This window comes from Ramlibacter monticola, from assembly GCF_016722785.1.
Classification (GTDB): Bacteria; Pseudomonadota; Gammaproteobacteria; order Burkholderiales; family Burkholderiaceae_C; genus Ramlibacter; species Ramlibacter monticola.
In genome coordinates, this window is sequence record NZ_JAEQNE010000003.1 from 38,869 (window position 1) to 62,633 (window position 23,765).

General features: G+C 69.3%; 26 protein-coding genes. 16 read left to right on the forward strand and 10 right to left on the reverse strand.

All coding sequences use genetic code 11. The annotated features are described in order from the left end of the window. Complete coding sequence (locus tag JJ685_RS13590) at nt 1-774, reverse strand: endonuclease/exonuclease/phosphatase family protein (protein WP_201675375.1); 774 nt, start codon at nt 772-774, stop codon at nt 1-3. Nucleotides 775-1,067: 293 nt separating this feature from the next. On the opposite strand from JJ685_RS13590, the gene JJ685_RS13595 reads away from it, so the two are divergent. Then, nucleotides 1,068-1,622: an acyloxyacyl hydrolase gene (locus tag JJ685_RS13595; RefSeq protein WP_201674810.1), complete on the forward strand. Its 555-nt coding sequence runs from the start codon at nt 1,068-1,070 to the stop codon at nt 1,620-1,622. A gap of 154 nt (nt 1,623-1,776) precedes the next feature. Beyond that, entirely contained in the window at nt 1,777-2,361 is a 585-nt protein-coding gene (locus tag JJ685_RS13600) for a hypothetical protein (protein WP_201674811.1), read from the forward strand. Nucleotides 2,362-2,427: 66 nt separating this feature from the next. On the opposite strand, the gene JJ685_RS13605 is transcribed toward JJ685_RS13600, so the two are convergent. Next, nucleotides 2,428-2,946 carry a Spy/CpxP family protein refolding chaperone gene (locus JJ685_RS13605; protein WP_201674812.1) on the reverse strand — a complete coding sequence of 173 codons (519 nt, stop codon included), beginning with the start codon at nt 2,944-2,946 and terminating at the stop codon, nt 2,428-2,430. A 248-nt stretch (nt 2,947-3,194) separates the two neighbouring features. On the opposite strand from JJ685_RS13605, the gene JJ685_RS13610 reads away from it, so the two are divergent. Then, nucleotides 3,195-3,545: a hypothetical protein gene (locus tag JJ685_RS13610; RefSeq protein WP_201674813.1), complete on the forward strand. Its 351-nt coding sequence runs from the start codon at nt 3,195-3,197 to the stop codon at nt 3,543-3,545. 6 nt (nt 3,546-3,551) lie between these two features. Here JJ685_RS13610 and cueR read toward each other — a convergent pair whose 3' ends face one another. Together cueR and JJ685_RS13620 are read right to left on the reverse strand one after the other, a co-directional pair. Further along, entirely contained in the window at nt 3,552-3,953 is a 402-nt protein-coding gene (cueR, locus tag JJ685_RS13615) for a Cu(I)-responsive transcriptional regulator (RefSeq protein WP_330901763.1), read from the reverse strand. Continuing rightward, nucleotides 3,950-4,147, reverse strand: coding sequence for a heavy-metal-associated domain-containing protein (locus JJ685_RS13620; RefSeq protein ID WP_201674814.1), 198 nt, complete (start codon nt 4,145-4,147; stop codon nt 3,950-3,952). Before JJ685_RS13620 ends, cueR begins: the two co-directional genes overlap by 4 nt. A 125-nt stretch (nt 4,148-4,272) precedes the next feature. Between JJ685_RS13620 and JJ685_RS13625 the strand changes: the two genes are divergently transcribed. Continuing rightward, complete coding sequence (locus tag JJ685_RS13625; RefSeq protein WP_236598998.1) at nt 4,273-6,462, forward strand: heavy metal translocating P-type ATPase; 2,190 nt, start codon at nt 4,273-4,275, stop codon at nt 6,460-6,462. A gap of 60 nt (nt 6,463-6,522) precedes the next feature. Beyond that, nucleotides 6,523-7,107, forward strand: a complete 585-nt coding sequence (locus JJ685_RS13630; protein WP_201674815.1) for a hemerythrin domain-containing protein — start codon at nt 6,523-6,525, stop codon at nt 7,105-7,107. A gap of 6 nt (nt 7,108-7,113) precedes the next feature. On the opposite strand, the gene gstA is transcribed toward JJ685_RS13630, so the two are convergent. Further along, nucleotides 7,114-7,719 (reverse strand): glutathione transferase GstA, encoded by a 606-nt coding sequence (gene gstA, locus JJ685_RS13635; RefSeq protein ID WP_201674816.1) that lies wholly within the window; start codon nt 7,717-7,719, stop codon nt 7,114-7,116. Between the two features lie 116 nt (nt 7,720-7,835). Here gstA and JJ685_RS13640 point away from each other — a divergent pair, with 116 nt between their 5' ends. Next, on the forward strand, nt 7,836-9,107 hold the full coding sequence (locus JJ685_RS13640; protein ID WP_201674817.1) for an AsmA family protein: 1,272 nt from the start codon (nt 7,836-7,838) through the stop codon (nt 9,105-9,107). Between the two features lie 130 nt (nt 9,108-9,237). After that, nucleotides 9,238-10,098, forward strand: coding sequence for a transglutaminase-like domain-containing protein (locus JJ685_RS13645; protein WP_201674818.1), 861 nt, complete (start codon nt 9,238-9,240; stop codon nt 10,096-10,098). 6 nt (nt 10,099-10,104) lie between these two features. Here the strand turns inward: JJ685_RS13645 and JJ685_RS13650 are convergent, their stop codons facing one another. Further along, complete coding sequence (locus JJ685_RS13650) at nt 10,105-10,359, reverse strand: YkgJ family cysteine cluster protein (protein ID WP_201674819.1); 255 nt, start codon at nt 10,357-10,359, stop codon at nt 10,105-10,107. 360 nt (nt 10,360-10,719) lie between these two features. Here JJ685_RS13650 and JJ685_RS13655 point away from each other — a divergent pair, with 360 nt between their 5' ends. Then, a complete protein-coding gene (locus JJ685_RS13655; RefSeq protein WP_201674820.1) occupies nt 10,720-12,129 on the forward strand; it encodes an amino acid permease in 1,410 nt (469 codons plus the stop codon). 145 nt (nt 12,130-12,274) lie between these two features. Here the strand turns inward: JJ685_RS13655 and JJ685_RS13660 are convergent, their stop codons facing one another. Next, nucleotides 12,275-12,814 carry a hypothetical protein gene (locus JJ685_RS13660; protein ID WP_201674821.1) on the reverse strand — a complete coding sequence of 180 codons (540 nt, stop codon included), beginning with the start codon at nt 12,812-12,814 and terminating at the stop codon, nt 12,275-12,277. A gap of 269 nt (nt 12,815-13,083) precedes the next feature. Here JJ685_RS13660 and mnmG point away from each other — a divergent pair, with 269 nt between their 5' ends. From mnmG to JJ685_RS13695, 7 genes are all read left to right on the forward strand, one after another. Next, nucleotides 13,084-15,036 (forward strand): tRNA uridine-5-carboxymethylaminomethyl(34) synthesis enzyme MnmG, encoded by a 1,953-nt coding sequence (mnmG, locus tag JJ685_RS13665; RefSeq protein WP_201674822.1) that lies wholly within the window; start codon nt 13,084-13,086, stop codon nt 15,034-15,036. A gap of 124 nt (nt 15,037-15,160) precedes the next feature. After that, entirely contained in the window at nt 15,161-15,841 is a 681-nt protein-coding gene (rsmG, locus tag JJ685_RS13670; RefSeq protein ID WP_201674823.1) for a 16S rRNA (guanine(527)-N(7))-methyltransferase RsmG, read from the forward strand. 30 nt (nt 15,842-15,871) lie between these two features. Next, the gene (locus JJ685_RS13675; protein WP_201674824.1) at nt 15,872-16,486 is read left to right on the forward strand and encodes a LysE family translocator; all 615 of its coding nucleotides are present in this window, start codon (nt 15,872-15,874) and stop codon (nt 16,484-16,486) included. 11 nt (nt 16,487-16,497) lie between these two features. Continuing rightward, on the forward strand, nt 16,498-17,307 hold the full coding sequence (locus JJ685_RS13680) for a ParA family protein (protein ID WP_201674825.1): 810 nt from the start codon (nt 16,498-16,500) through the stop codon (nt 17,305-17,307). 26 nt (nt 17,308-17,333) lie between these two features. Next, nucleotides 17,334-17,873 carry an RBBP9/YdeN family alpha/beta hydrolase gene (locus JJ685_RS13685; protein WP_201674826.1) on the forward strand — a complete coding sequence of 180 codons (540 nt, stop codon included), beginning with the start codon at nt 17,334-17,336 and terminating at the stop codon, nt 17,871-17,873. 2 nt (nt 17,874-17,875) lie between these two features. Continuing rightward, the gene (locus JJ685_RS13690) at nt 17,876-18,808 is read left to right on the forward strand and encodes a ParB/RepB/Spo0J family partition protein (RefSeq protein WP_201674827.1); all 933 of its coding nucleotides are present in this window, start codon (nt 17,876-17,878) and stop codon (nt 18,806-18,808) included. A 135-nt stretch (nt 18,809-18,943) separates the two neighbouring features. Beyond that, nucleotides 18,944-19,687 carry a c-type cytochrome gene (locus tag JJ685_RS13695; RefSeq protein WP_201674828.1) on the forward strand — a complete coding sequence of 248 codons (744 nt, stop codon included), beginning with the start codon at nt 18,944-18,946 and terminating at the stop codon, nt 19,685-19,687. A gap of 63 nt (nt 19,688-19,750) precedes the next feature. On the opposite strand, the gene JJ685_RS13700 is transcribed toward JJ685_RS13695, so the two are convergent. Genes JJ685_RS13700 through JJ685_RS13710 form a run of 3 tightly spaced genes read right to left on the reverse strand, consistent with a single transcriptional unit; the run spans nt 19,751 to nt 22,819 of the window. After that, nucleotides 19,751-21,121, reverse strand: coding sequence for an MmgE/PrpD family protein (locus JJ685_RS13700; RefSeq protein WP_201674829.1), 1,371 nt, complete (start codon nt 21,119-21,121; stop codon nt 19,751-19,753). 8 nt (nt 21,122-21,129) lie between these two features. Beyond that, a complete protein-coding gene (locus tag JJ685_RS13705; protein ID WP_201674830.1) occupies nt 21,130-22,101 on the reverse strand; it encodes a Bug family tripartite tricarboxylate transporter substrate binding protein in 972 nt (323 codons plus the stop codon). A 4-nt stretch (nt 22,102-22,105) separates the two neighbouring features. Beyond that, on the reverse strand, nt 22,106-22,819 hold the full coding sequence (locus JJ685_RS13710; RefSeq protein ID WP_201674831.1) for an FCD domain-containing protein: 714 nt from the start codon (nt 22,817-22,819) through the stop codon (nt 22,106-22,108). A gap of 92 nt (nt 22,820-22,911) precedes the next feature. On the opposite strand from JJ685_RS13710, the gene JJ685_RS13715 reads away from it, so the two are divergent. After that, complete coding sequence (locus JJ685_RS13715; protein ID WP_201674832.1) at nt 22,912-23,745, forward strand: hypothetical protein; 834 nt, start codon at nt 22,912-22,914, stop codon at nt 23,743-23,745. The last annotated feature ends 20 nt before the right edge of the window (nt 23,746-23,765 follow it).

Below are 23,765 nucleotides of genomic sequence, written 5' to 3' on the forward strand. Positions count from 1 at the left end.
TCACAGGTGGATCTCGGCCACCAGGGGAGCGTGGTCCGAGAGGTGCGCCCAGGGCCGGCGCGGCAGCACCACGGGCAAGTGCACCGAGCAGTTGCGCACGTAGATGCGGTCCAGGGCCAGCACCGGGAAGATGGCCGGGAAGGTCTTGGCCGGCTCGCCGTAGGCGTTGACGAAGATCTCCCGCAGCCCGGCCTCGGTCCACAGGATGTCGTTGGCGCGCCGGCGCCAGTCGTTGAAGTCGCCGGCCACGATCAGTGGCGCGTCGGCTGGCATCTCGGTGTGCGTGATCTGGCACAGGAGGTCCAGCTGCTGCTGGCGATGCGCCTCCGCCAGGCCCAGGTGCACGCAGATCACGTGCACCTGTTTCTCGTAGCCGGGTACCTGCAGCACGCAGTGCAGCAGGCCGCGCTTCTCGGGTCCGGCGATCGAGACGTCGTGGTTCTGGTAGTGCACGATCGGGAACTTGGACATCACCGCGTTGCCGTGGTGGCCCTTGGGATAGACCATGTTGCGGCCGTAGGCGTGCTGCGGCCAGATCTCGTCGGCGAGGAATTCGTAGGGCGGCGCTTCCGGCCACTCGGCGATCCGCCGGCTGTGGTCCTCGTGCGTGCCCAGCACCTCCTGCATGAACACCACGTCGGCGCCGACCTTGCGGATGGCGTCGCGCAGCTCCGGCAGGATGAATTTGCGGTTGAAGGTGGTGAAGCCCTTGTGGATGTTGACGGTCATCACGGTCAACTGCGGAGGCCTCGGCTCCTGCGGCAGGTCGCTCATGTCCATGGGGGCTCGTTGGGTCTTGTTGTGGAGAGACTTTTGTAAGTGCCCAGCTGGAGCGCAGTCGTAGGACGGAAGGCCAAGTCTTTGTGGCGACTGGCGGCTCGGCGTGTGGCGCGCGGCCGATGCAGGAGGCCGGCGACTTTCCGGGTCCAGCGTGTAGGAACGCTGCCCAGGCGCGTGCCGGCCGGCGACGCACGCCGCGGTCGGACGATTCCACTTTTTCATGCGCTCGCGCGGCCGTGCGGCAGAGCCACGCGCCCTTCGCGCGCGCGGCGGATGAAACTGCGGCCATGCAAACAATTACAACGATGCTGACCCTGGGTGCGGTCCTGCTGGCCAGCGCCGGAGCGGCACGCGCGATCGACTTCGGGCCCGACGGTGCCTCCGTGGAAGCGGGATTCGGCACCCGGGGCACCTACATGGCGGGCGTGGGCCTGGTCTGGGACTGGGACTTCGAACGCATGCGGCGCAAGGCGGAGCTGACCGCCCACACCGAAGTGCTGGTGAACCGGTGGCGCTTCGACGCCGTGGGCGGCGGCAACGACGAGCTCACGCAGTTCGTGGTGCTGCCGTCCCTGCGCATGCGGCTGGAGCGCGGCCGCTCGCCCTGGTTCATCGAGCTGGGGATCGGTGCGAGCTGGATGGACAAGACCTTCGAGACTCCGCGCAAGGTCTTCAGCACGCGCTGGAATTTCTACGACGTGCTGGGCTTCGGCCGGACGTTCAACGGCGGGAGCGAGCAGCACGAGCTCGCGCTGCGCTGGACCCACATCTCCAATGCCGGGATCGAGAACCCCAACCCGGGCCAGGATTTCCTGCAACTGCGCTACGTGCGTCGCTTCTGAGACTTCGTTCCGCCCGTCCAACGGTCGGCGCGGCACGTCCTACGACCGCTGTCACGCCGGTCCGATACGGCCGGGGTGGGGCCGCTCCAAACTGTTTCTCACGCACCCGGCGCCATGCCGGGCATTCACTCACTGATCAGTACGGAGCATTTCAATGAAAAAGACCTCTCTGACGCGAGCCCTGTTCGTCGCCGGCGTGATGGCCGTTGCGGGCGGCATGGCGCAGGCGGACGCGATCTTCTATCCGGACGGCACGCACGTGGAACTGGGCGGCAGCAACCTGGTCCTCTCGAGCGACGACACGATGGACACCACCGTGCTGGGCGCCGGCCCGGCCCCGCGCACCACCTACACGACGGTCACGACCACCACCCCGGTGTACGTGTTCCCGAACATCAACTGGGACCGCGCCACGGTGCTGTCGTCCCCGCACCCGATGATGTCGAGCGTGCGTTCGCTCGAGATGGACCGCACCGCGGCGGCGACCTTCGACGTGCCGAGCCGCGCGGGTGAAGCGAGCACCATGACGAGCGGGGCGCCCAACCTGGTGACGACCAACGAGAGCGTGGCGTCGCTGCCGCCCCCGGTGCTGATCCCCGAGACGTCCGTGGCGATCATCCCGCCCGCGGTGGTGATCCCCGAAACGACCAGCCTCGGCGCCGGCCCGAGTTTCTTGAGCGGCAATGCCGATGCGGGCACCTGCGGTACCAGCATGCCTTGCACGTACCTGCCTGACTGAGGCCGACGCGGCCCATGAAAAAGCCCGGCCTCGGCCGGGCTTTTCCTTGTGCGCGGAGGTCGCGGATCAGCCGTGGTGGTGATGGCCGTGGCCCCGCTTGCCGAAGCCGCGCGCGAAGCGCAGGCCTTCCTGGTCGAAGACCTTCTGCTGCTCGCCGTTGAGCTGGGCGTAGAAGGTCTTGGTGGCGTCGAGGCGCTTGTCCATTTCGGCGTTGCGCTGGGCGCGCACGGCCTTCATGCGGTCGATCCGCTCGGGCGTGTTCATGCGCTCGAAGGCGGCGCGGTCCGGACGCTGGAACGGAGCGGGCTTGAGCGCGGCGGTCCAGCTCTCCCAGGCGCCTTCCTGGCCGCGCGCGATCTGCAGCTTCTGCTTCAGTTCGCCCAGGCGGCGGGCGATGCGCTCTTCCATCCGGGCGCGAATGCTTTCCATGCGGGCGGGGTCCATTTGGCCATGGTCGCCGTGCATCGCGCGCGGGGCCGCCGGTGCCACGGGCGGGGCGGGCGGGGTTTGCGTCTGCGCGACGGCAGCCAGGCCGAGGCTGGCCAGCAGGCCGGCGGTCAGCAGGTGTCGGTGCAGGGATTTCATGAAGGGGTCCTTTCGTTCATCGGTGCCGGGCCCGGTGGCCCGATGCCCTGCAGTCTGAGCAGTGGATGTAACCCTGCCATCGCGCCGGGGTTGCGGCTGTGTAAAGACCGGTCCATGCTGGCGGAATCTGGCGTGTACAGGCAGGGTCGAACCGGTCCTACGGGAAGCGTCCGCACTCAGTGACGCCAGCAATGGCCGGGCACGTTGACAGTCACTGCAACCCGATTCGCTTTCAAAGGAGTAACAGCATGAAGTACCAGGCTTTCGTGCGAACGGTGGCCGGAATGCTGGCTACCGCTCTTCTCGGCACCGGCGCGGTGCTGGCGCAGACGATGCAGCCGCAACCGCAGGTGATGACCGATGCCGCACCGCTCCCCGCGGCGGAACGGGCCAGCTCGGGCGCGGTGATCATGATGGACCAGCCGGTGCTGGCGCAGCGCGAAGCGATGCTCGCCGCGCAGGAGCGCTCGCCCGTCGACACGCGCGCCCTCGGCGCCGGCCCGGCGCGCATCGTCCGTGACGTGCAGACGCGGGAAGACCTCGAACTGCAACGCGCGCTGGACGAGGCGCTGCGGCGGGACCTGGCCACGCCGAAGTAGCGGCGGCTACTTCGCCAATTCCTCCAGGATCGGGCACTCCGGCCTCTCGTCCCCGTGGCAGCAGTGGATCAGGTGCTGCAGCGTCTGCTGCATCTCCTGCATCTGCGCGATGCGCTGCGCCAGCTCCTCCGCGTGCTTCTGCGCGATGCGCCGCACGCTGGCGCTCGCGCGGCGCCGGTTCTGCCACAGGCCCACGAGTTCCCCGATCTCCTCCATGGAGAAGCCGAGGTCGCGCGCCCGCTTGATGAAGCGCAGCGTGTGCACGTCGGTCTCGCCGTACTGCCGGTAGCCGCTGTCGGTGCGGGCCACGCGCGGCAGCAGCCCCAGGCCTTCGTAGTGCCGCACCATCTTGGCCGACACGCCCGACAAGCGGGCGGCCTCGCCGATGTTCACCGGCCAAAGCTTCACGCTGCGACCTTGTAGCCCTCTTCCTCGATGGCACGGGCGATGGCGGCGCGGTCCCCGCCGGACTGGACTTCCACCTTGCCGGTGGTGAGGTCGATCTGGACCTCGGCCTGCGGATCGACGGACTTCACCGCCTCCGTGACGGCGCCGACGCAGTGGCTGCAGCTCATGCCTTGGACCTGGAATGTCTGGTTCATGGTTTTCCTTTCGTGGGCGGGAGATTGCACCTTGCCACCATGGTAAGGTCAATCCCTGGCCCGCGGCCGGCTTGACCGGCGTCAAGGCTTGACCTTCCCATCATGGCAAGGTCCATGCTCTCTCCATGGACAGTTCCACCTCCACCCTGGACCTCGGCGTCGCCGGCATGACCTGCGCCTCCTGCGTGGCGCGGGTCGAGCGCGCCCTCAAGAAGGTGCCGGGCGTCACCGACGCCAGCGTCAACCTCGCCACCGAATCCGCCCGCGTCACCTACGCGCCTTCCGAGCAGATGGAGGCGCAGATCCGCCGTGCCGTGCGCAACGCCGGCTACGAGCCCCGGGCGCTGGCGGAGCAGGAGGCCGAGGACCTGTCGCCCTGGGCCGGATTCGCACCGGTGGCGCTCGGCCTGCTGCTGTCCCTGCCCCTCGTGCTGCCGATGGCGACGGAACTGGCCGGAGCGCACTGGATGCTGCCGGCCTGGCTGCAGTTCATGCTGGCCACGCCCGTGCAGTTCGTGCTGGGGGCGCGCTTCTACCGCGCCGGCTGGCACGCCCTGAAGGCCGGCTCCGGCAACATGGACCTGCTGGTGGCGATCGGCACGAGCGCCGGCTGGGGCCTGTCGACGTGGCTGTGGCTGGTGCGGGGGCAGGAGCACCTCTACTTCGAGGCCTCCGCCGTCGTGGTGACGCTGGTGCTGCTCGGGAAATGGCTCGAGGCGCGCGCCAAGCGCCAGACCACCGCCGCCATCCGCGCCTTGCAGGCGTTGCGCCCCGAGACCGCGCACGTGCTCGTGAAGGGCGGCAGCGAAGCCGAACTGCCGCTGGCCGAAGTCATGGCCGGCGACCGGCTGGTGGTGCGCCCCGGCGAGCGCGTGCCGGCCGACGGCGTGCTGGAGCAGGGCGAGACCCAGGTCGACGAATCCATGCTGACCGGCGAGCCGCTGCCGGTGGCCAAGGCCGTGGGCGAGCGGGTGACCGGCGGCAGCATCAACGGCGAGGGCCGTTTCGTGATGCGCGCGACGGCGGTCGGCAGCGAAAGCGTGCTGGCCCACATCATCCGGCTGGTCGAGGATGCGCAGGCCGGCAAGGCGCCGATCCAGCGCATGGTGGACCGCGTCTCGGCCGTCTTCGTGCCGGTGGTGCTGCTGATCGCCGGCGTGACGCTGGCGGGCTGGCTGCTGGCCGGCGGCAGCATGGAGCAGGCGCTGATCCACGCGGTGGCGGTGCTGGTGATCGCCTGCCCCTGTGCGCTGGGGCTGGCCACGCCGGCGGCCATCATGGCCGGCACCGGGGTCGCCGCGCGCCAGGGCATCCTGATCAAGGACGCGCAGGCGCTGGAGCTGGCGCACCGGGTCGACACGGTGGCCTTCGACAAGACCGGCACCCTGACGCTCGGCAGGCCGCGGCTGGTCGCCTTCGTGGCGGCGCCTGGGGCCGACGAGGCGCGGCAACTGGAGGCCGCCGCCAGCCTGCAAGGCGGCAGCGAGCATCCGCTGGCGCGCGCGGTGGTGGCGGCAGCGCGCGAGCGCGGGCTGGCCCCGCAGGCGCCCGACGCGGTGCGCGCCGTGGCCGGCCGCGGCACCGAAGGCGAGGTCGCGGGCCGCAGCTTCCTGATCGGCAGCCTGCGCTGGCTGGAGGAACTGCAGGTGCCCCTGGGCGCGCTGGACGCCGAGGCGCGCCGGCTGCAGGGCGAGGGCGCGACGCTGTCGGCCCTGGTGGAGCGCAGCGGGGAGGGCCTGACCCTGCGCGCCCTGATGGCCTTCGCCGACGAACCCAAGCCGCATGCGGCCGAAGCGCTGGAAGCCCTGCGCCGGCGGGGCCTGCGCCTGGCGATGATCTCCGGCGACAACCGCGCCGCGGCCCTGGCGATGGCGCGCCGGCTCGGCCTGCGCGAGGACGAAGTCCAGGCCGAAGTGCTGCCGGGCGACAAGGCGGCGCGGGTGGTGGCGCTGCGCGCGGGCGGGCACGTCGTGGCCATGGTCGGCGACGGCGTCAACGATGCACCCGCGCTGGCCGCGGCCGATGTGGGGGTGGCCATGGGCACGGGCACCGACGTGGCCATGCATGCCGCCGGCGTGACGCTGATGCGCGGCGACGTCGGCCTGGTGGCCGGCGCGCTGGACATCTCGCACCGCACGGTGCGCAAGATCCGCCAGAACCTGTTCTGGGCGTTTGCCTACAACGTCGCCGGAATCCCCCTGGCCGCGCTCGGCTACCTGAGCCCGGTGGTGGCGGGTGCGGCGATGGCGCTCTCCAGCGTAAGCGTGCTCTCTAACGCGCTGCTGCTCAAACGCTGGCGGCAGCGGGCGGATTGACGTGGATCAACGGACTCCCGTACCCCCCATGCGAACCTGACCGCAGGAGAGTTTGCGCCCATGTCCCGACCGGCCCTTCAAATCATCCGCGACGAGCACGCTGCCGTCTCGGCCGTCCTGCGTTCGCTGCTGCAGATGATCGAGTGCGTGCCGGACGACGAGCCGGAACGCTTCTTCGACGTGATGCGTGCGATGCTGTTCTACATCGACGAATTCCCGGAACGGCACCACCACCCGAAGGAATCGGATCTGCTGTTCCCCAAGGTCGCGCGCACGGCTCCGCAACTGATGCCCGTGATCCGCCGGCTGGAGGACGACCACCTGCAGGGGGAGGCGCGCGTGCGCGAACTGCAGCACCTGCTGCTCGCGTGGGAGCTGCTGGGCGACAGCCGCCGAGAAGCCTTCCAGAAGGCGGTGCGCGGGTACGTGGAGTTCTACCTGTCCCACATGCGCACCGAGGAGACGGAGATCATTCCGCTGGCGATCAAGACCCTGTCGGACGCGGACTGGGCGGAGCTGGATGCGGCCTTCCTGCAGCACCAGGACCCGCTGGTCACGGGCAGCCACGACCCGGTCTACGACCGCCTGTTCACGCGCATCGTGATGAAGACGCCGGCGCCCATCGGCGTCGGCCCCTCCTTCTAGGCTCGGTTACACCAGCTTCTCGACCTTCAGTGCCTCCTGCACCGCCGGGCGCGCATCGATGCGCGCGTTGTGCGCCGTGAGGTTCTTGAAGCGCGAGATGTCGATGTTCATCGGCTTGGTCCAGCGCGTGACCACGTACAGGTAGGCATCGGCCACGCTGAAGTGCTCGCCCATCACGTATTCCCTGCCTTCGAGCTGCTTGTCGACGAACTCGAAGCGGCTGGCCAGCTTGTCGCGGAACTGGTTCTTGGCGTCCTCGGGCGTGGCGGGGTTGAACAGCGGCGAGAAGGTCTTGTGGATCTCGGTGCCGATGAAAGTCAGCCACTCCTGCAGGCGGTAGCGGGGCAGGGTGCCGTTGGCCGGCGCGAGGTTCTTGTTCGGGACCTGGTCGGCCACGTACTGCACGATCGCCGGGCCTTCGCGCAGGCGGGTGCCGTCGTCCAGCTCCAGCATCGGGACGTAACCCAGGGGATTGATGCCGTAGTAGTCGGTGCCGTCCTGCAGCTTGTGCGTCTTGGTCGAAGCCAGCACGGGCTCGAAGGCGAGGCCCGCCTCGCGCAGCACAATGTGGGGGGACAGGGAGCAGGCGCCGGGGGAGTAGTAGAGCTTCATGTCGCGTTTCTTCCTTTCCTCGAGGGGATGACGATTCGTGAAGAATTTCATCCTAGCCAGAATGGGGAACACCTGCACGCCTTGGGGCCGGGCGCCGGCATGGCCACAATTCGCGGATGAGCAAGTTCCTGAAATGGGCGGCGATCCTGGGCGCCGCCTTCGCCCTGCTGGTGATCGGTGTCGCCATCGCGCTGCAGCAGTGGCTCCGCACCGACGACTTCCGCCAGCGCGTGGAGCAGCAGGCCAGCGCCGCGCTGGGCGTGCCGCTGCGGCTGGGCCGGCTGTCTATCGACCTGTGGCCGCTCCCCGCGGTGGCCGCCGACAACGTGCAGCTGCAAACCCGACCGGCGCTGAGCGTCGGCCGCATCGAGGCCCGCCCGGTCTGGAGCGCGCTGCTGCTGCGCCGGCGGCTGGAGATCGCCACCCTGGTGGTGCGCAAGGCCGTGCTGCCGCAGGCGGGCATCGCGGCGCTCGGCGCCGCCATGCAGAAGAGGGACAAGGCGGGGCCCAGGCCGGTGCGGAGCGAGCCGGCCGAAGGCTCGGTGGTGGTGATGCCGCGCAGCGCCGTGCTGGACGACATCACCTGGATCGACGAGAAGGGCCAGCGCCTGACCCTGCACGCCGAGGCCGACCTCGGCGGCGACGGCCTGCTGGAGCGCGCCTCCTTCCAGATCGTGCAGGGGCGCTTCGCCGGCACGCAGGGCGCGATCGAGCGCAAGCCCGACCACTGGCCGCTGCAGGTGGACATCGGCGGCGGCCGCATCGTCGGCAAGCTGCAGCTCACGGCGGGCAAGTCAGGCGCGCAGGTGCTGCAGGGCCACTTCAACACCGACAACGTGGAAGTCTCGGCGCTCACCGCGCCCACCCGGGTGCTGACGGGCAAGCTGCAGGCGCAGACCAGCCTGCGCTCCGAATTCCGCGAGCTCGGCACCGTAGCCGACCGGATGACGACCGATACCCGCTTCACCGTGCGCGACGCGGTGGTGGAGGGCATCGACCTGGCGAAGGCGGTGCAGACCGTGGGCCTCAGCCGCGGGGGAATCACGCAGCTGGACACGCTGGCTGGGCAGGTCACCACGCAGGGCAAGGCGGTGCACCTGAGCAACCTGGTGGCAAACTCGGGCGTCCTGAGCGCCAGCGGCAACGTCTCCATCGCCCCGAGCAAGGCGCTGAGCGGGCACGTGAACGTGGATCTGGCGAGCACCGGCGGCACCATCGGCGTGCCGCTGGCGGTCGGCGGCACGGTGGACGAGCCCAGCGTGATGGTCACGCGCGCGGCGCTGGTGGGCGCGGCCCTGGGGACCCTGGTCGTGCCCGGCGCGGGCACCGCCGCGGGCGCGACCGCCGGCGACAAGATCGGCGAAACGCTGAAGGGTCTCTTCAAGTAGGCGGCGGCGGATCGTAACGCCAAGCTTCCGCTGGGGCGCTGCGTCCTACACCACGCCCCGCCCGCAGCCGATCCATTGCGGGCGCCGCGGTCTTTAGCATCAAGGACCACAGCTCGTCCCGGCCCACCGCATGCACCTGTCCACGGTCGAAACGGTCCTCGAATACCACGTCCTTTCGCCCACGCACTTCTGCTTCAACATCGAGGCGGCCCACTGGCCGACGCAGAAGATCGTGAGCGAGCGCCTCGCCATCTCCGCCGGCAGCGCGCTCCGCAGCTCCGTCGACCGCGCCAGCGGCAACCGCTACATCCGCTTCGATGCCCAGCCGGGGCCGCTGAAGGTGAACTACAAGGCCGAAGTGGAGGTGGAAGTGGACACGCCCGAATCGGGCGCGGGCCTGCATGAAACGCCGGTGGGCGAAGTGCCCGACCAGATCTTTCCCTACCTGCTGGCCACGCGCTACTGCGAGTCGGACGTGCTGTGCGCAGAGGTAGGGCGCATGTTCGGCGCGCTGCCGCCCGGCATCGGCCGGGTGCAGGCGATTGTCGACTGGATCCGTGCCCACATCCGCTACCAGCCGGGCAGCACGCAGTCCACCACCACGGCCCACGAGGCCTTCGAGCAGCGCGCCGGCGTCTGCCGCGACTTCGCGCACCTGGGCATCACCTTCTGCCGCGCGCTGAACATCCCGGCGCGCATCGTGGTGGGCTACGTCTGGTTCGACGAGCCGCCGCAGGACTTTCATGCGGTGTTCGAGGCGTGGCTCGATGGCCGTTGGGTGCTGTTCGACCCGACCGGCATGGCGCCGGTGGACCGCCTGGTGCGCATCGGCACCGGGCGCGACGCCAAGGACGTGGCTTTCGCGACCCTGTTCGGGCAGGTCCGGATGACGCGCAAGGAAGTGATGGTGCTCGAGCACGACCCGCGGCCCGTGCGGGTGCTGTCGCCCGTCACTCAGGCGCCGGCGGCAGGGGTCATCCTTCCCGCGTAGCGGCCGTCACGGGCGAGTGGCTTGCTCGAGCCGCGTCAGCCAGAGCAGGGCGTGCTCGCGGGAGCTGCCGCACATCTCTGCCGAGGGCTGGAGCCCGCCGCAGAACGCGGGCCGCTCCGGGCGGCCGAAGAGCCGGCAGCGGTTGGACGGGTCGAGCTGCACGCAGCGCACTCCGGCCGGCTTGCCTTCGGGCATCCCTGGCAGGGGGCTGGTGATGGACGGTGCGATGCAGCAGGCGCCGCACTCGGATCTGCACTTCATGGTCGGCGGAGGATCTAGTGCAAGTCGGGAATCGGGAGCTTCCGTGGGACGAGAGGATCACGCTCCGGTGCGCGCTGCCTTCCGGCAAGGTGACGCGTTTTCCGACCTTGGATTGTGACTTGCTTGGGGAGGTTCTTTTCCAGCCCGGTGTTCCTGGCGGGCTTGAACTCGAGCAAGCTGGCGTTCTTCTTCCCCTTCGAGACCGGCTTCGGGCTTCGTCGGCCGGGCGCCCGCATGGATGTCACTTGACCCCCTTGCAGTTCAGGCAGCAAGATCGGCTCCCTCCAAACCCAGCCAGCCTTGAGGCGCGAGTGGCTCAAGAGAGCGGGGGCAGTCATGCTCTCATGGGGAACTGCATCGATGAGCCTTTTGCGCACCAAGAACATCGACGCCATGCTCGCCGTGGCGCGCGAGGACGGCCTGAAGAAGGTGCTGGGCCCCGTGGACCTCGTGTTGATGGGCATTGGCGCCATCATCGGCACCGGCATTTTCGTGCTCACCGGCACTGGGGCGCTGACGGCGGGGCCGGCGCTGACCTTGTCCTTCGTCATTTCCGCCGTGGCTTGCGGGCTCGCTGCACTTTGCTACGCGGAGTTCGCGTCTGCGATACCGGTGTCCGGATCGATCTACACCTATAGCTACGCGACCTTGGGGGAGATCGTGGCCTGGATGATCGGCTGGGATCTGATCCTCGAGTACGGGCTCGGCATGTCGGCCGTCTCGGTGGGCTGGTCGGCCTACTCCCAATCGCTGCTGGCCGGCTTCGGCTGGAGCCTGCCGGCAGCGCTGACCGCTGCGCCGGGCTCGGTGCCGGGCGTGGCTTCCGTCCTGAACCTGCCGGCCATGGTGATCCTGCTGCTCATCACGTGGCTGGTTTCGTACGGCGTTCGCGAGTCGGCGCGCGTCAACAACCTGTTGGTGTTCATCAAGACCGCCGTGGTGCTGCTCTTCATTGGCGTTGGCGCCTGGCATGTGAAGCCGGCCAACTGGCAACCCTTCGCCCCCTTCGGCGCTGCAGGCATCTTCAATGCCGCCGCACTGGTCTTCTTTGCCTTCATCGGCTTCGACGCGGTGACCTCGGCGGCCGAGGAAGTGCGCAATCCGCGCCGTGATCTGCCGATCGGCATCATCGGTTCGCTGGCGATCTGCACCGTGCTGTACGTGACCGTCGCCGCGATCATGACCGGCATCGTGCCGTACGCCCAGTTCGCGGGCGTGGACCATCCGGTGTCGCTGGCCCTTCAGGTGGCGGGGCAGAACTGGGTGGCCGGCTTCGTCGATCTCGGCGCCATCCTCGGCATCACCACGGTGATCCTCGTGCTGACCTTCGGCCAGACACGCATCGTCTTCGCCATGTCGCGCGACGGTTTGCTGCCCGCGTGGCTGTCCAGCGTGCACCCCCGGCACGCCACGCCCCATGTGGCGACCTGGACCGTGGGCCTCGTGTTCGCCGCCATCGCGGGTTTCGTGCCCTTGAGCGTCCTTGCCGAGTTGATCAACATCGGCACGCTGGCGGCCTTCGCGCTCATCTCCGTCGCGGTGCCGGTGCTGCGTCGCACGCGCCCCGACCTGCCGCGCGCCTTCCGCTGTCCCGGCGTGCCGGTGCTGCCGCTGCTCTCCGCCGCGTTCTGCTTGTTCCTGATGGCGAACCTCAAGCGGACGACCTGGCTCGCCTTCGCGATCTGGCTGGCGATGGGCTTGGCGATCTACTTCCTCTATTCGCGGCGCAATGCCGTGCTGCATAACTCCGGCGGCGAAGCATCGGACTGAGTGGTTGCCAGACGGTCTCCGGGGGCGGCGAAGGTCTCCGGGGGCGGCGAAGCTCGCGGCAGGACGGCACTGACCGCTGCAGGTCCAGCGGGACCGCCCCGCCGTCGCGGGCGGGCTCGCGCGGCAGCGCGGATGCCGCCGGCGGCTAGCCGCCGGACACGTCGCGCCCGCCGAGCGCCTTCCACTGCATCTCGATGGCACGGGCGTCCTCTTCCGAGCGGGGTTCCACCATCATCAGGATCCCGCCTTCGCGGATGCCGGATTCGTACTGGCGAACCCGCTTCTCGGGAATGCCCCAGTCGGCCAGCGCGCCGACCAGCCCGGACGCCAGGCCGGCGGCGCCTGCGGCTCCCAACGCGGCGGCGAGCGGGCCGGCGGCGACGAATCCCAGGGCCGGCACGACCAGGGCCGCCGTTACCGCGGCTGCGACCGTGACCAGGATTTCGACCCGGCCGCCGGTCGGGCCGCCCAGCTCTCCGCCCTCGGCCTTCCTCTGGGCCAGCAGCGTGGTGATGTCGCTGTCGTCGGCGAAGCAGCGCTGGCGCGTGGCTTCGGACATGACGGCGTTCACGTCGCCGATCTCGTAGCCGCGTTCCACGCACGCCTGGTAGGCGCGTGCCGCGCGTTCGCCGGTATCGAACAGGCCCGTGATCATTCGGCGCTTGCCGCCAGGTGCTGCAGTCATCGTCACGCTCTCCATGCTGGGTTGCGCGCCCGGCGCGGGCAGGGCTGCGCCGACCGGAGCGACCGCACCACACTACCTCCGCTCCGACGGCCTGCCGGCAGGCCCTTCGAATGAGGGCGTGTACTTACTTGTCCGACAAGCCCAGGCATGCGCACCCGCCGTCCCGGGCTCATTTCGCCCGCCCGCGGCGCTGCCTCCCCGCCGCCCGTAAAATCTCCCCCTTCCTCCATTGGCCCTCGTGCCCCTGCGCCCGGATCGGCGCCCCTCCCATGCTTTACCCCGAAGAATTCGACGTCACCGTCGTCGGTGGCGGTCACGCCGGCACCGAAGCGGCCCTCGCCTCCGCGCGCATGGGCTGCAGGACCCTGCTGCTCACCCACAACATCGAGACGCTCGGCCACATGAGCTGCAACCCGTCGATCGGCGGGATCGGCAAGGGCCACCTGGTCAAGGAAGTCGACGCACTGGGCGGCGCGATGGCGATCGCCACCGACGAGGCGGGCATCCAGTTCCGCATCCTCAACTCGAGCAAGGGCCCGGCCGTGCGCGCGACCCGGGCCCAGGCCGACCGCGTCCTGTACAAGGCGGCGATCCGCGGCCGGCTGGAGAACCAGCCGAACCTGACGCTGTTCCAGCAGGCCGTCGACGACCTGATGGTGGAAGGCGATCGCGTGGTGGGGGCGGTGACGCAGATCGGGATCCGCTTCCGCGGCCGCGCCGTGGTGCTGACCGCAGGCACCTTCCTGGACGGAAAGATCCACGTCGGGCTGGAGAACTACGCTGCCGGCCGGGCAGGGGATCCGCCGGCCGTGTCGCTGTCCGCGCGCCTCAAGGAGCTGAAGCTGCCGCAGGGCCGCCTGAAGACCGGAACCCCGCCGCGGATCGACGGTCGGTCGATCGACTTCAGCCGTTGCGAGGAGCAGCCGGGCGACCTGGATCCGGTGCCGGTGTTCAGCTTCATGGGCCGGGCCGCTATGCATCCCCGCCAGGTGCCCTGCTGGATCACCCACACCAACGAGCGCACCCACGCGATCATCCGTTCCGGCTTCGACCGCAGTCCGATGTTCACCGGGCGGATCGAGGGCGTCGGCCCGCGCTACTGCCCCAGCGTCGAGGACAAGATCAACCGGTTCAAGGACAAGGACAGCCACCAGGTCTTCCTGGAGCCGGAGGGCCTGACGACCAACGAGTTCTATCCCAACGGGATCTCGACCAGCCTGCCGTTCGACATCCAGCTCGGGCTGGTGCGCACGCTGCCGGGCCTGGAGAACGCGCACATCCTGCGACCCGGCTACGCCATCGAGTACGACTACTTCGATCCGCGCGGCCTGAAGTCCTCGTTCGAGACTCGCGCCATCGCCGGCCTCTTCTTCGCCGGGCAGATCAACGGCACCACCGGCTATGAGGAGGCGGCAGCGCAAGGCCTGTTCGCCGGGATCAACGCCGCGCTGCAGGTCAAGGGCGAGGGCGCCTGGGTGCCGTCGCGTGACCAGGCCTACCTCGGCGTGCTGGTGGACGATCTCATCACCAAGGGCGTGACCGAGCCGTATCGGATGTTCACCAGCCGGGCGGAGTACCGGCTGCAGCTCCGGGAGGACAACGCCGATCTGCGGCTGACCGAGGACGGCCGGCGGATGGGCCTGGTGGGTGATGCCCAATGGGACGCGTTCTGCCGCAAGCGCGATGCTGTTTCACGTGAAACAGAGCGGCTGAAGTCGACCTGGGTGAACCCCCGGATCCTGTCGGCCGCCGAGGCGCAGCGCGTGCTGGGGACGGGGATCGACCACGAGTACAACCTGGGGGATTTGCTGCGTCGGCCCGACGTGGGCTACGAAGCGCTGATGGGCATGGAGGGCGGCCGTTGGAGCGGCGATGCTGTTTCACGTGAAACACTGGGCGAGCTCTATGCGCCGGTGGTGGAGCAGATCGAGATCGGCGCCAAGTACGCCGGCTACATCGAGCGGCAGAAGGACGAAGTCGAGCGGGCGGCGTACTACGAGAACCTCAAGCTGCCGGCCGACCTGGATTACATGCAGGTGGCCGCGCTGAGCATCGAGGTGCGGCAGAAGCTGAGCAAGCACCGGCCGGAAACGCTGGGGCTGGCCTCGCGAATCTCGGGCGTGACGCCGGCGGCGATCTCGCTGCTGCTGGTTCACCTGAAGAAGAACAAATTCAAGGGCTTCGTGGACGCCGCGAACCAAGCCGGGCAGGCGGCCGCATGAGGACTCCCTTTCCGTCTCCCTCCCCCTTGAGGGGAAGGGTCGGGGCGGGCACGCTCCCCGCCTCGACCGATCGCGGTGCCTGCCTCACTCCAGCCCTCTCCCGGGAAGGGGAGGGGGTCAAACCATGAGCACATCGCAACAGGAAGGTCGGCTGCGCTCTGCCGTGGAGGCCCTAGCTCTCCAGGTGGACGCGGCCCGACAAGCCAAGCTCCTCACCTACCTCGACCTGCTGGCCAAGTGGAACAAGGTCTACAACCTCACGGCCGTGCGCGACGCGGACGAAATGCTGGTGCAGCACCTCTTCGACAGTCTGGCCGTGCTCCAGCCGCTGCGCGCCCAGACGCAGGGCAGGCCGGTGCGCCTGCTCGATGTCGGCTCGGGTGCCGGATTGCCGGGTGTCGTGATCGCGGTCTGCTGCCCGGAGATCCAGGTGGAATGCGTGGACACGGTCGGCAAGAAGGCCGCCTTCATCCAGCAGGCGGCCGCCCAACTGCAGTTGCCCAACCTTCGCGGCGTGCACGACCGGGTCGAGCACCTGTCCGGCCAGTACGACGTGATCAGTTCCCGCGCCTTCGCTTCGCTGCCGGATTTCGTCGCGTGGTCCGAGCACGCGCTGACGCAGAAGGGGGTCTGGATGGCGATGAAGGGCAAGCGCCCGGATGCCGAAGCCGCGGAGCTCCCGCCTGGGGCGGAAGTGTTCCACGTGGAACAGTTGCAGGTTCCCGAACTCGCCGCGGAGCGCTGCATCGTGTGGATGCGCAAGCGTCCGCGTGAGGAAAGCACTACAGGTCCCACCGGGGCCTGACGTTACACTCATCGCTCTTCTGGAGGGGCCATGCTCGGCGTTGCAGACTACGGCGCGTTCGTCGCCGCGATCCTGGTTTTCCTGGCCATCCCCGGCCCGGGAAACCTCGCGCTGATCACTTCGACCAGCAAAGGCGGAATCGCCGGCGGCCTGGGCGCCACGCTCGGCATCATCGTCGGCGACCAGGTGCTCATGTGGGCTGCCGTCGCTGGCGTGGCCGCGCTGCTGCTGGCTTCGCCCGCCGCCTTTGGTATTGTCCAGTGGGCGGGCGCCGCCTACCTCGCCTGGCTGGGCCTGCGCATGCTCATCGCCAAGCCCGGCGCCAAGCCCATCCTGAACATCGAGCCGCGCCACTATTTCCGGCAGGCGGCCTTCATCACCCTCTTGAATCCCAAGGCCATCGTCTTCTACATGGCCTTCTTCCCGCTGTTCGTCGACCCGGCGCGTCACCAGGGCCTGCTGACCTTCGGCGTGATGGCCGCGACCATCGCGGTGCTGACCTTCGCGTACGGCCTGGGTGCGGTGCTGCTCACGCACTTCTTGGCCGAGCGCATGCGCGCCAACCCGGCGATCGGGCGCGTGCTGGAGAAGTTTGCCGGTTGCTGTCTGATCGGCTTCGGGGTGAAGCTGGCGGTGTCTCGCTGAATACAAGAACGATGGCCAAGATCTTTTGCGTCGCCAACCAGAAGGGCGGGGTTGGCAAGACGACCACGACGGTGAATCTATCGGCAGGCCTGGCCAAGGTGGGCCAGCGCGTGCTGATGGTGGACCTGGACCCGCAGGGCAATGCCACGATGGGCTCGGGTGTCGACAAGCGCCGGCTGGAGCTCTCGGTCTACGACGTGCTGCTGGAGTCCGCCTCCATCGCCGAGGCGAAGGTGCGCAGCGAGCGCCTCGTCGCGGCGGGCTGCGCCTACGACGTCCTCGGCGCCAACCGCGACCTCGCCGGCGCCGAGGTGGAACTGGTCAACCAGGAGCGGCGCGAGCGCCGGCTCAAGGAAGCCCTGGCCAGCGTCACGGGCGACTACGACTTCGTGCTGATCGACTGCCCGCCGTCGCTGTCGATGCTCACCCTCAACGGCCTGTGCGCCGCGCACGGCGTGATCGTGCCGATGCAGTGCGAGTACTTCGCGCTGGAGGGCCTGTCCGACCTGGTCAACACGATCAAGCAGGTGCACGCCAACCTGAACAAGGACCTGGAGATCATCGGCCTGCTGCGCGTGATGTTCGACCCGCGCATCACCTTGCAGCAGCAGGTGAGCGACCAGCTCAAGGCGCATTTCGGCGAGAAGGTGTTCGACACGGTGATCCCGCGCAACGTGCGCCTGGCGGAGGCCCCCAGCTACGGGCTGCCCGGCGTGGCCTTCGATCCCTCCGCGCGCGGCAGCCACGCCTTCGTCGACTTCGCCCACGAAATGGTCACGCGCCTCGGCGGCATGAGGCCCGCGGTGCCGCATGTTGCTTGAACAATCTGCTCTGGAATAGATAGCACGTGAAGGCGCGCAACGTCCTGGTGCTGCCCGGCTGGGAAGGAAGCGGCCCCAGGCACTGGCAGACCCTGTGGGAAGAGCGCCATGGCTACCGGCGCGTCGAGCAGCACGACTGGCTGCGGCCGCTGCGCGGCGACTGGGTCGCGCGGCTGGAGGACGTGGTCCTGTCCTGCGGCGAACCCGCGGTGCTGGTGGCGCACAGCCTGGGCTGCATCCTGGTGGCGGCCTGGGCCGCGCATTCGCGCAACACGCATCGCGTGAAGGGGGCGCTGCTGGTGGCGCCCGGCGACGTCGAGCGCACCGAGGTGCGCGAGCTGCTGCCCTCGTGGTCGCCCATCGAGCTGCGCGCGCTTCCGTTCCCCAGCGTGCTGCTCGCCAGCCGCGACGATCCCTACTGCGCCTTCGAGCGCGCGCGCCTGTTCGCGCACGCGTGGAACGCGCAGTTCATGGACTACGGCGACTGCGGGCACATCAACGCGGACTCGGGGCTGGCGAGCTGGCCCGAAGGACACGTCCTGCTGCAGGACCTGATGAAAGACTGAAGATGGTGACGAAGAAACCCAAGGGCCTCGGCCGCGGCCTCGAGGCGCTGCTCGGGCCCAAGGTGGCGGAAGAGGGCGCGACGCCTCCCGGCGGCGACACGACCGGCAGCAACGTCGGCACGCCGATGTCGATGCGGCTCGAGGACATGGTGCCCGGCATGTACCAGCCGCGCACGCGCATGGACGAGGGCGCCTTGTACGAGCTCGCCGAGTCGATCAAGGCGCAGGGCATCATGCAGCCGATCCTCGTGCGCCGGCTCACCGACGGCGAAAACACCGGCAGGTACGAGATCATCGCCGGCGAGCGCCGCTTCCGCGCGGCGCGGCTCGCCGGGCTGGACAGCGTGCCGGTGCTGGTGCGCGACGTGCCCAACGAGGCCGCCGCGGCGATGGCGCTGATCGAGAACATCCAGCGCGAGGACCTCAACCCGCTGGAGGAGGCGCAGGGCCTGCAGCGCCTGATCAAGGACTTCGGCCTCACGCACGAACAGGCGGCCCAGGCCGTAGGTCGTTCGCGCAGCGCCGCGTCCAACCTGCTGCGCCTGCTCAACCTGGCCGACCCGGTGCAGACGATGCTGATGGCGGGCGATATCGACATGGGCCACGCGCGCGCACTGCTCGCGCTGGAACGCGCGGCGCAGATCACCGCGGCCAACCAGATCGCGCAGCGCAAGCTGTCGGTGCGCGAGGCCGAGAGCCTGGTCAAGAGGATCGGCGCCGAGTTCAGCCTGGTCTCGCCCAAGCCGAAGAAGGAGAAGTCGCGCGACCTGCGGCGCGTCGAGGAGGAGCTCTCCGACCTGCTTACGGCCGAGGTGGAAGTGCGCGTGAAGAAACGCGTGAAGCGGCACGGCCGCATCGAGGAGATGGGTGAGATCTCGATCTCCTTCGGTTCGCTCGACGAGCTCAACGGGCTGATCGACCGCCTGCGCGCCTGACCCTCCTGACTCCTCTGCGGGAGGAGGGGAGGGGGAGGGCGCGCAACGAACGTTGACGCACGTCATTTCTCTTTTGCCACGCACTGCCTAGATTCACTACCTGGGGGGCTTCCCTTGGTGCGACAAGGAGCAGTGATGGCCACGACAACAGCAACATCCGCCATGCGGGCCGGCGTGCCCGCGATCCTGGTGCTTTCAGCCTTCGCGTTCGGCACGCCCGCGATGGGCGCGCAGAACATGCGCGAAGGCAAGCAGGTGGTCGACACGGTCTGCGCGGCCTGCCACGCGGAAGGCAAGGACGGCGCGCCCAGGATCGGCGACCGCGTGGCGTGGACGCCGCGCCTCGCCAAGGGTCTCGACGTGCTGGTCGATGCGGCGGTGAACGGCCACGGGGGCATGCCCTCGCGCGGAGGCGTGTCGCAGCTGGAGCGCGAGGAACTGCGCTCCGCCGTCCTCTACATGTTCAATTACGGCCTGCCGCCGGTGGCCCCGCCGCCGGAGGTCGCCAAGGCCGATCCGCGGCACAAGATGGTTGCGGGCACCGACATCTACTTCGGCGCGATGCCGGCCGAGTCGCTGCGCGCGAACGCCGCGACGAAGGCGAGCGTGCCTTCCGGCAAGGGCTACTACCACCTGAACATTTCGCTGGCGGACCAGCGCACGGGTGCACAGGTGAACGATGCGAAGGTGACGCTGCGCGTGTCCGACGGCATGTCGGTGCAGACCAGCGCGCTGTCGCCGGTGAGGGCGAACAACGCGGTGAGCTACGGCGAGTTCTTCAAGCTGACGAGCGGCGGCGCCTACAACATCCAGGCCGAAGTGACGCGACCCGGGGCGCAGCGGCCCATCGTGACGAACTTCGAGTTCAGGGCGCCTTAGCGGGGGGTGAATGGGGGGAAGGGTGAAACCGCGCTTCGGCGCGGTTTCTTTTTGGGGCGTCGGTCAGGGACGCGCCAGCGCGGCCAGCGCGCGCACGTCCTGCGCCTGCCCCAGCCCCCAGCACGCCTCGATCAGCTGCTGCGTCTTCGCCGCGCCGATCACCGGCTCGGACAGCTGCGCGAACTTCGCCTCCAGCATCTTGTCGGTCATCGGGCGCTGCAGCGAGCCGATCGCATGTTCCACGAACACGTGGACCTTGCGGCCGTCCGTGAGGTGCGCGGTGACGTCGGCGCTGGCCTCGTCGATGCTGTTGTCCACCGTGGCGACCACCTTGCGGCGCAGGGCCACCATGTCGGGGCGGTTCACGATCGCGTCGTCGTATTCCGACTCGCCCGCGCGGCCGAAGATCAGGCCCGCGGCGCAGCCGTGGTACACGCTGAACTTGCCCTGCAGGCCGTCGGCCGGTTCCTTCTTGCCCGTGAGTTCCAGCACCAGCGAGTGCACGCGCAGCTCGATGCGCTCGACCTGCTCCGCGCGCACGCCCTGCTCGCGCAGCTGCACGCAGGCATCGATGCTCGGATGGATCACGATGCCGCAGGCGAAGGGCTTGTAGCTGTTGAAAGAGATCTCGAAGCGCTGGCCCAGTTCGTCGGTCGCTTCGTTCCACGCGGTCTTGGTGGACACCACCTGCGCCCAGCCGCGGGGCGCTTCCAGCGCGCGCGGGCTCGCGGTGAAACCCTTGGCGGCCAGCAGCGCGGAAGTGAGGCCCGCCCGCGCGGCACCGCCCGGGTGGAAGGGCTTGGTCATGGTGCCGAACTGCTCGCGCAGGCCGATCGGCTGCGAGGCCGCGATGCCCAGCGCCATCTGCGTCTGCTGCGCATCCAGCTTCAGCAGGCGGGCGCAGCCGGCCGCGGCACCCAGCATGCCGGTGGTGCCGGTGATGTGCCAGCCGCGGTCGTAGTGCTCGGGATAGACCAGGTTGCCGAGGCGGCAGGCCACGTCGATGCCCAGCACCAGCGCGTCGGTCACCTCGCGGCCGCTCATGCCCTTGTGCTCGGCGAGCGCCAGCAGGGCGGAGGCGACGGGCCCCGCGGGATGGATGATCGTCTTCAGGTGCGTGTCGTCGAAGTCGAAGGTGTGCGAGGTGATGCCGTTGACCAGCGCGGCGCTCGCCATGTCGACCTTCTCGCTGCGGCCCGCGACCGTCGCCTGCGGCGCGGGCTGCAGTTCGGCGACGGCGGCCAGGGCCGCGTCGGCCGCTTCGTGCTTCGCCGCGCCCACGGCGCAACCGAGCCAGTTGAGGAAGGTGCGGTGCGCTTCGTGGTCGACCGTGTCGTTCCACCCGCGCGAGGGATGCGAGGCAACGTACTCGGCGAGGATCTTCGTGATGGGAGGCGCGTTGTGGTCGGCCGGGACCTGGGTGTTGCGGGCCATGTTCTTTCTTATCCTTCGATGTGGAGGTTCTGCGCCTTGACCAGGGCGGTCCAGCGCGCGATGTCGGCCTGGATGTACTTGCCGAACGCTTCGGGGCTCATGGCCTGCGGTTCCACCGCCTCGCCGGCGAGCTTCTCGCGCAGGTCCGGTGCCGACAGCACCTGGGCCAGGCTGATGTTGAGCCGGCTCACCACCTCGTGCGGCATGCCGGCCGGACCGACGACGCCGTACCACTGCACGGCGTCGAAGTTCTTGAGGCCCAGTTCCTCCAGGGTCGGCACGTCCTTGATCTGCTCGGCGCGCCGCTTGCCGGTGAGCGCCAGCGGACGCAGCCGGCCCGAGCGGATGTGCTGGAGCGCCGCCGCGAGGCCCGGGAACATGGCCTGCGTCTGGCCGCCGATCACGTCGGTGATGGCCGGCGCGATGCCGCGGTAGGGAATGTGCACCATCGGCACCTTCAGCTGCTGCTTGAGCAGCTCCATGGTCAGGTGCGTCAGCGAGCCCGGACCGGCGGAGCCGTAGCTCACCTTGCCCTTGTTGGCGTTCAGCCAGGCCACGAACTCCTTGAAGTTCTTCACCGGCAGGTTGGCGTCGACCACCAGCACGTTGGGCGTGGCGCCGATCATGCCGATCGGGGTGAAGTCCTTGACGGGGTCGTAAGGCAGCTTGCGCGTGGCCGGGCTGGTGCCGTGGGTGGCCACGTAGCCCTGCATCAGCGTATAGCCGTCGGGCGCGGCGCGCGTCGTCTGCTGGGCCGCCACCACGCCGCCGCCGCCGCTTTGGTTGTCGACGATGAAGGTCGTGGCGAGGGCCTTGGCCCAGCGGTCGCAAACGGTGCGGCCGACCAGGTCGCTGCCGCCGCCGGCGGCGACGGGAACGATGTAGCGGATCGGCTTGTCGGGGAAGCCCTGGGCGCGGGCGGCGGTCCAAGGCGCCAGCGCGAGCAGGGGCGCGGCTTGGAGGAGGGAACGGCGTTTCACTACTTCAGTCTCCTTGTTGGATCTCTTGCGCGGCAGCCAGGCGCTGGTGGGCCCGCTCCACGTGGTCGGCCACCAGCTGCTCGGACCGGACGGCATCGCCGGCGCGCACCGCTGCCGCGATGGCGCGGTGGTCCGCCACCGACGCGGCCATGCCCATGCCGTGCGCCAAGTTGGTTAAGCGCGACAAATGCAGCTTCTGGACGAGGTTGCGATAGGTCTCCGCGATCGCGGCGTTGCCCGTGGCTTCCACCATGATCCAGTGGAAGCGCAGGTTCTCGCTGTAGTAGGCGCTCACGTTGTGGGAGTGAGCGGCGTCTTCCATCCGACCAACGGAGCTGTCCAGGGCATCCGCCAGGCCTGCGCGATCCTCCGCGGCCAGCTGCGCGGCGCGGCGCCCGGCGAAGCCGTCGAGCACGGCCCGCAGCTCGTACAAGCCGCGCACTTCCTCGGCGCCGAGCTTGCGCACGAAGACGCCGGAATGCTTGCGCGCCTCCACCAGCCCGGAGCTCTCCAGCTCGCGCAGCGCCTCGCGCACCGGGACGCGCGACACGCCCAGCCGGCTGGCGACATCCGGCTCGTTGATGCGCTGGCCGGCCTTCAGCTCGCCGCGCAGGATCATGCCCAGCACGTCGTCGCGCACCAGCTTGCCGAGAGAGGTGGCGCGGACCTGGGCGGCCAGGGCCTGGTCGGGTTCGGAAGGGGGGTCCCACGGCAGCATATCCGAAATATTGTATACGATTACGCTTTGCTTCAGATCAAGGTCGGAAGCCCTGCCTAGGATGAGCTCGTGTGCTTGACCGGGGAGACCGGATGAACATGCAGCTGTACGAAGGCGGGCTGGCCGTGGTGCTGGCCCTCGGAGCGATGACCCACCCTGCGCGCGCGGAGACTTTCCGCTGCCAGCTGGCCGATCGCGTGGTGAGCTACCAGCAGACGCCCTGCGCGGTGCCGGACTTCCCGGCGCCGCCGTCCCGGGCTGAACCCGCGCCCAGGCCGGCACCGTCGCCGGCCGGACCGCCGGCAGCGACGCGCAACGCCGACGAACCCTTCGCCCTGCTCACCCGGCGCCAGCGCGAGGTGCTGGACCTCACCGCCCGGCTGGAGCGCTGCCGGGCCGACGTTCCCGGCTTCGCCGAGAAGTCCAACGAGCTGGCGCGGGCCTGGCGCGCCCGTCATGCCGCCACCTTGTCCGGCCACAGCCGTTTCCTCGGCATGAAGGTGCGCGCCTTCCCGCGCGGCGACGCCGCCTCCTGCAGCGACGACTGGCTGCGCGAGCTGGAGCCGCTGGCCCGCCTGCCGGACCCGCGCTATGGCAGCGCCGAGAAGACCTGGGAGCTCTTCGTGCGCGGCCTGCAGGCCGCGGACCGGGCGGCCGTCATGGCCTGCGTCACCGGACCGATCGCGCGCGCGATGCGGGAGCGGCTGGAGCGGCTGGGCGATGCCGACCTGCGCCGCATGGCCGCCAACATCCGCGCCCTCAAGGTGCAGTGGGGCGACGACTACACGCGCGAGGGGCTGGTGCTGCACGGCGACCGCGTGGACGCGATCGCCTTCACCAACGTCAACGAGGAATGGAAGATCCGCGAGCTTTTGCCGCGCGGCAACCTGCCGGTCACGCCGAGAAGGTCTTCCCCGGACTCGTGATGTCGGGCGCGTCTTCCGTC

What these genes read in the sequence shown, in the direction of transcription:
- JJ685_RS13690 (WP_201674827.1), top strand. Translation starts at nt 17,876, where the DNA reads ATGGTGACGAAGAAACCCAAGGGCCTCGGCCGCGGCCTCGAGGCGCTG.
- JJ685_RS13630 (WP_201674815.1), top strand. Translation starts at nt 6,523, where the DNA reads ATGTCCCGACCGGCCCTTCAAATCATCCGCGACGAGCACGCTGCCGTC.
- JJ685_RS13610 (WP_201674813.1), top strand. Translation starts at nt 3,195, where the DNA reads ATGAAGTACCAGGCTTTCGTGCGAACGGTGGCCGGAATGCTGGCTACC.
- JJ685_RS13605 (WP_201674812.1), bottom strand. Translation starts at nt 2,946, where the DNA reads ATGAAATCCCTGCACCGACACCTGCTGACCGCCGGCCTGCTGGCCAGC.
- JJ685_RS13695 (WP_201674828.1), top strand. Translation starts at nt 18,944, where the DNA reads ATGGCCACGACAACAGCAACATCCGCCATGCGGGCCGGCGTGCCCGCG.
- JJ685_RS13660 (WP_201674821.1), bottom strand. Translation starts at nt 12,814, where the DNA reads ATGACTGCAGCACCTGGCGGCAAGCGCCGAATGATCACGGGCCTGTTC.
- JJ685_RS13595 (WP_201674810.1), top strand. Translation starts at nt 1,068, where the DNA reads ATGCAAACAATTACAACGATGCTGACCCTGGGTGCGGTCCTGCTGGCC.
- JJ685_RS13655 (WP_201674820.1), top strand. Translation starts at nt 10,720, where the DNA reads ATGAGCCTTTTGCGCACCAAGAACATCGACGCCATGCTCGCCGTGGCG.
- JJ685_RS13700 (WP_201674829.1), bottom strand. Translation starts at nt 21,121, where the DNA reads ATGGCCCGCAACACCCAGGTCCCGGCCGACCACAACGCGCCTCCCATC.
- JJ685_RS13715 (WP_201674832.1), top strand. Translation starts at nt 22,912, where the DNA reads ATGAACATGCAGCTGTACGAAGGCGGGCTGGCCGTGGTGCTGGCCCTC.
- JJ685_RS13590 (WP_201675375.1), bottom strand. Translation starts at nt 774, where the DNA reads ATGAGCGACCTGCCGCAGGAGCCGAGGCCTCCGCAGTTGACCGTGATG.
- gstA (WP_201674816.1), bottom strand. Translation starts at nt 7,719, where the DNA reads ATGAAGCTCTACTACTCCCCCGGCGCCTGCTCCCTGTCCCCCCACATT.
- JJ685_RS13675 (WP_201674824.1), top strand. Translation starts at nt 15,872, where the DNA reads ATGCTCGGCGTTGCAGACTACGGCGCGTTCGTCGCCGCGATCCTGGTT.
- rsmG (WP_201674823.1), top strand. Translation starts at nt 15,161, where the DNA reads ATGAGCACATCGCAACAGGAAGGTCGGCTGCGCTCTGCCGTGGAGGCC.
- JJ685_RS13600 (WP_201674811.1), top strand. Translation starts at nt 1,777, where the DNA reads ATGAAAAAGACCTCTCTGACGCGAGCCCTGTTCGTCGCCGGCGTGATG.
- JJ685_RS13680 (WP_201674825.1), top strand. Translation starts at nt 16,498, where the DNA reads ATGGCCAAGATCTTTTGCGTCGCCAACCAGAAGGGCGGGGTTGGCAAG.
- JJ685_RS13710 (WP_201674831.1), bottom strand. Translation starts at nt 22,819, where the DNA reads ATGCTGCCGTGGGACCCCCCTTCCGAACCCGACCAGGCCCTGGCCGCC.
- JJ685_RS13645 (WP_201674818.1), top strand. Translation starts at nt 9,238, where the DNA reads ATGCACCTGTCCACGGTCGAAACGGTCCTCGAATACCACGTCCTTTCG.
- JJ685_RS13625 (WP_236598998.1), top strand. Translation starts at nt 4,273, where the DNA reads ATGGACAGTTCCACCTCCACCCTGGACCTCGGCGTCGCCGGCATGACC.
- JJ685_RS13620 (WP_201674814.1), bottom strand. Translation starts at nt 4,147, where the DNA reads ATGAACCAGACATTCCAGGTCCAAGGCATGAGCTGCAGCCACTGCGTC.
- JJ685_RS13640 (WP_201674817.1), top strand. Translation starts at nt 7,836, where the DNA reads ATGAGCAAGTTCCTGAAATGGGCGGCGATCCTGGGCGCCGCCTTCGCC.
- mnmG (WP_201674822.1), top strand. Translation starts at nt 13,084, where the DNA reads ATGCTTTACCCCGAAGAATTCGACGTCACCGTCGTCGGTGGCGGTCAC.
- JJ685_RS13650 (WP_201674819.1), bottom strand. Translation starts at nt 10,359, where the DNA reads ATGAAGTGCAGATCCGAGTGCGGCGCCTGCTGCATCGCACCGTCCATC.